The organism is Marinobacter sp. SS8-8 (genome assembly GCF_030540945.1).
GTDB lineage: Bacteria > Pseudomonadota > Gammaproteobacteria > Pseudomonadales > Oleiphilaceae > Marinobacter.
This window is the reverse complement of the sequence record NZ_JASSVN010000041.1, coordinates 1-3,356: the sequence shown is the minus strand read 5'-3', so window position 1 is coordinate 3,356 and position 3,356 is coordinate 1. Positions and strand designations below refer to the sequence as shown.

Below are 3,356 nucleotides of genomic sequence, written 5' to 3'. Positions count from 1 at the left end.
CTGGGTGCCAATACAAAACAACGGGTAACCGGCCCTTAACCAGTCGGTCAACCGGACGCCAAAAGCGTGGCGCTTTTGGTTCCCTCCGCTGACGCTCCGGCGCCGGTTACCTCAGCGTTATGCATCAAGGAGGAAGCTGTGAAAGAGACCGGAAAGATCAATTATGTTGAGATTCCCGCCAAGGATCTTGAAGCCACAAAAAGGTTCTTTGGTGATGCATTTGGGTGGACGTTTGTAGACTATGGTCCAGAGTACGTAGCGATCGAGAACGCGGGACTGGATGGTGGATTCTTCAAGTCAGACAATGTGGCCACAACTGATACTGGAAGTGTATTGGTCGTCCTTTTTAGCACTGACTTGGAAGTAACCCTCGAGCAAGTAGAGTTGTCTGGCGGAAAAATCGTCAAAGATATTTTCCCGTTCCCGGGTGGTCGCCGTTTTCATTTCAGTGATCCAAATGGCAATGAATATGCCGTCTGGTCAGAGCCAAATGCATAACCATCGCAGGCACGGCGACGTCTTTTCCATTGCGGCTTCGCCTCCATTCCAAAGCCGCGCATGCTGCGGGCGTTAAAGGCCTAGCTCCAGTGTTCTTGGGTTTGGTGTTTGGTGTCGGTTCCGGTGTTTGGCCTCGCAAGTAAACAGCCCCCCGGTTCGGCTAAGGTTTTAGCCGCTATTCCGGTGTTCAGGTCGCGGGGCAATCCGGCGTATTCATTGGTCAGCTTCCGTCCATTCGGTGTTCTGGTTCCTGGCGCCATGGATCAAGTTAGTACACAGTACCGGGAGTGGGCATTCAGCATTGGGTGCCAAAATAAGTAATCGGGTAACCGGCCCTTAACCAGTCGGTCAACCGGACGCCAAAAGCGTGGCGCTTTTGGTTCCCTCCGCTGCGCTCCGGCGCCGGTTACCTCAGCGTTAGGCAATCGAACAGGAGACTCCATGAAGGGATTCAGACTATTTACGTTGATTATTGCTGTCGCGCTGTTGGTCGGATGTTCTGATAATTCATCCTCGCAGTCCGTTGCAGAAGGAGAATTAATCCCAAGAAGCGCGTCCGAAAAGGCCAGCTATTATCTCATCAATACCGAATCTGATGGGGAGTATCTGCGGACGGTGCATAGTAGGGTAAGTGCATCTAGCCATGGATATTCAGCGACACGCATCGATTGCGCTAACAGGCGTTATCAGGACTTGGGGTATGGTGAAGGTAGCCAATCGAATATCAAAATGTACGACAATGTCCAGTGGACTGAGCTTATGTCAGGTTCAAGCAAGGATGATTTGGCTGCGTTCGTCTGTAGTCGCGCACGGCAGTGATCATGCCTAACCAATAGTTCCAGTTCGTTCCGGGCCTGACGGCCCTCCACCGGACAGCCTTGTCGCCGCTTCGCTCTGCCAAGGCTGCCGCTGAACAACGGCGTTAAATGCCTGGCTCCCGCGTTCTTGGGTTCGGTGTTCGGGCGCGGTTTGGCAGTTGGTTTCGGGCAAAACACAGCCTTCAGTCTGGCAACGGTTTTTGCGGCCCTTTGGGTGTCTGTGTCGCGGGGCTATCCGGCGTAAACATCGTGCAGTTTCCGCTTGTTCAGTGTTCTGGTTCCTAGCGCCATGGGTTGCGCTGGTGCAAAGTATCGGGAGTAGGCATTCAGCATTGGGTGCCGCAATAAATTGCCGGGCAGCTCCGGCATCTAACCAGTCGCAGCAGTTCGTGGCCTACGGCCACCGGACGCCCTTGTCAGGGCGCCGCTGTGCTTCAGCGTTAGCTGCAATACAATCATTGGGAAATAATATGAGCCATAAAGAAATCCATAGATCACATCGTGTAGGGTGGTTACGTGCAGCAGTACTTGGCGCAAATGACGGAATAGTTTCAACTGCGAGTCTTATTATTGGTGTTGCAGCTGCAAGTACTACCCATGATAGTATTCTTCTAGCTGGTGTTGCTGGTTTAGTGGCAGGTGCTATGTCTATGGCTGCAGGAGAGTATGTATCTGTCAGCTCTCAGTCAGATACTGAAAATGCAGATCTCACACTTGAGAAGAAATCCTTAGAAGAAGATTTTGAGTTTGAAAAAAATGAACTTGCGAAAATATATGAAGGAAGAGGTGTTGATCCATTACTAGCACAGCAAGTAGCTGACCAGCTTATGGAGCATGACGCTCTAGGAGCGCATGCTAGAGATGAAATAGGCATCTCAGAGAATGGGAATGCTCGGCCAGTTCAAGCCGCATTTTCTTCAGCAGGCACCTTCACAATTGGTGCTGCACTTCCATTGGTGATTGCTTGGGTTGTACCAGTTAACTTACTCATTCTTCTTGTTGCAGTATCCTCTCTGCTTTTTCTTGCCCTTCTTGGCGGTATTGCGGCGCGTGCAGGTGGCGCACCAATAACTGTCGGTGCTATCAGAGTTACGTTCTGGGGTACGCTCGCAATGGCACTAACAGCAGGAGTAGGTCGAATATTTGGCGTGATAGCATAATGCCGAATTTGGTATTAGCACTCATGTTTTTAGATACAGCTAATACAGCTGTTAGCAGTAAAATATTCAGAGACATTTTTATTTAAAGAAAAGCTAAGGCGATTGATATGCTTAAAACAATTCGGAACTATTTTACGGTAAAGCTCACACCATTAATACGTTATCTGCACTATTCAATACTGCTCTTGGTATTACTCCAAATAATCTTGAGTAACTTTATTGAAATTAACGATGAAGGAGTAATAGGCCAAAATTTAATTGAAAATTATAGTACGTGGGCACATATAAGCATAGGCTTGTTGCTTGTAGTGCTTGCTCTTGCATTTACAATGATTGAACTATCGAAACATGGATTATCATATTTTTATCCTTACCTATCAGGTGACATTACTCAAATAACATCAGATCTAAGAAAATTGAAATCATTACAAATTCCAGATGCATCACCAAAAGGACTCGCAGCTGTAATTCAAGGGCTCGGTATAGGTGCGTTATTATTAGTTGTATTATCGGGCGCGACTTGGTTTATATTATGGTCGTACAATCCTACGCAAGCTAGTGATGCCAAGGAATTTCACGAAATATTTACCGGATTAATAGAAGTCTATGTGATTGGTCACGGAGGTATGGGCTTAATACATATTTATATTACTTACAAAGAACAAAAAGCTGCTAACAAATAGCTCCAGCGGACAATTTAAAGCGGCACTTGTTTTGCATTCGCAAAAACGTACCACTTTAAATTGCCGCTGAGCAAAACGTTGGGCGGCAGATAGTTGGTTCAATGACTGAAGGAGGTTGAAGATGGGTTTTTTTAAGGATCTTTTACGTCACACGATGGGAGGCCATCATGGTGGCGGTCGTTATGGCGGTCGTTATG

Annotated in this window: 4 protein-coding genes; all 4 read left to right on the top strand. The window is 47.6% G+C overall.

The genetic code is table 11. The annotated features are described in order from the left end of the window. Positions 1-138 precede the first annotated feature (138 nt). Complete coding sequence (locus QPL96_RS19185) at positions 139-498, top strand: VOC family protein (protein WP_041656710.1); 360 nt, start codon at positions 139-141, stop codon at positions 496-498. A 441-nt stretch (positions 499-939) separates the two neighbouring features. After that, complete coding sequence (locus QPL96_RS19180) at positions 940-1,317, top strand: hypothetical protein (protein WP_303288880.1); 378 nt, start codon at positions 940-942, stop codon at positions 1,315-1,317. Positions 1,318-1,786: 469 nt separating this feature from the next. Next, on the top strand, positions 1,787-2,476 hold the full coding sequence (locus tag QPL96_RS19175) for a VIT family protein (RefSeq protein WP_092030132.1): 690 nt from the start codon (positions 1,787-1,789) through the stop codon (positions 2,474-2,476). A 107-nt stretch (positions 2,477-2,583) separates the two neighbouring features. Then, positions 2,584-3,159 carry a cytochrome b/b6 domain-containing protein gene (locus QPL96_RS19170; RefSeq protein WP_092030131.1) on the top strand — a complete coding sequence of 192 codons (576 nt, stop codon included), beginning with the start codon at positions 2,584-2,586 and terminating at the stop codon, positions 3,157-3,159. Positions 3,160-3,356 lie beyond the last annotated feature (197 nt).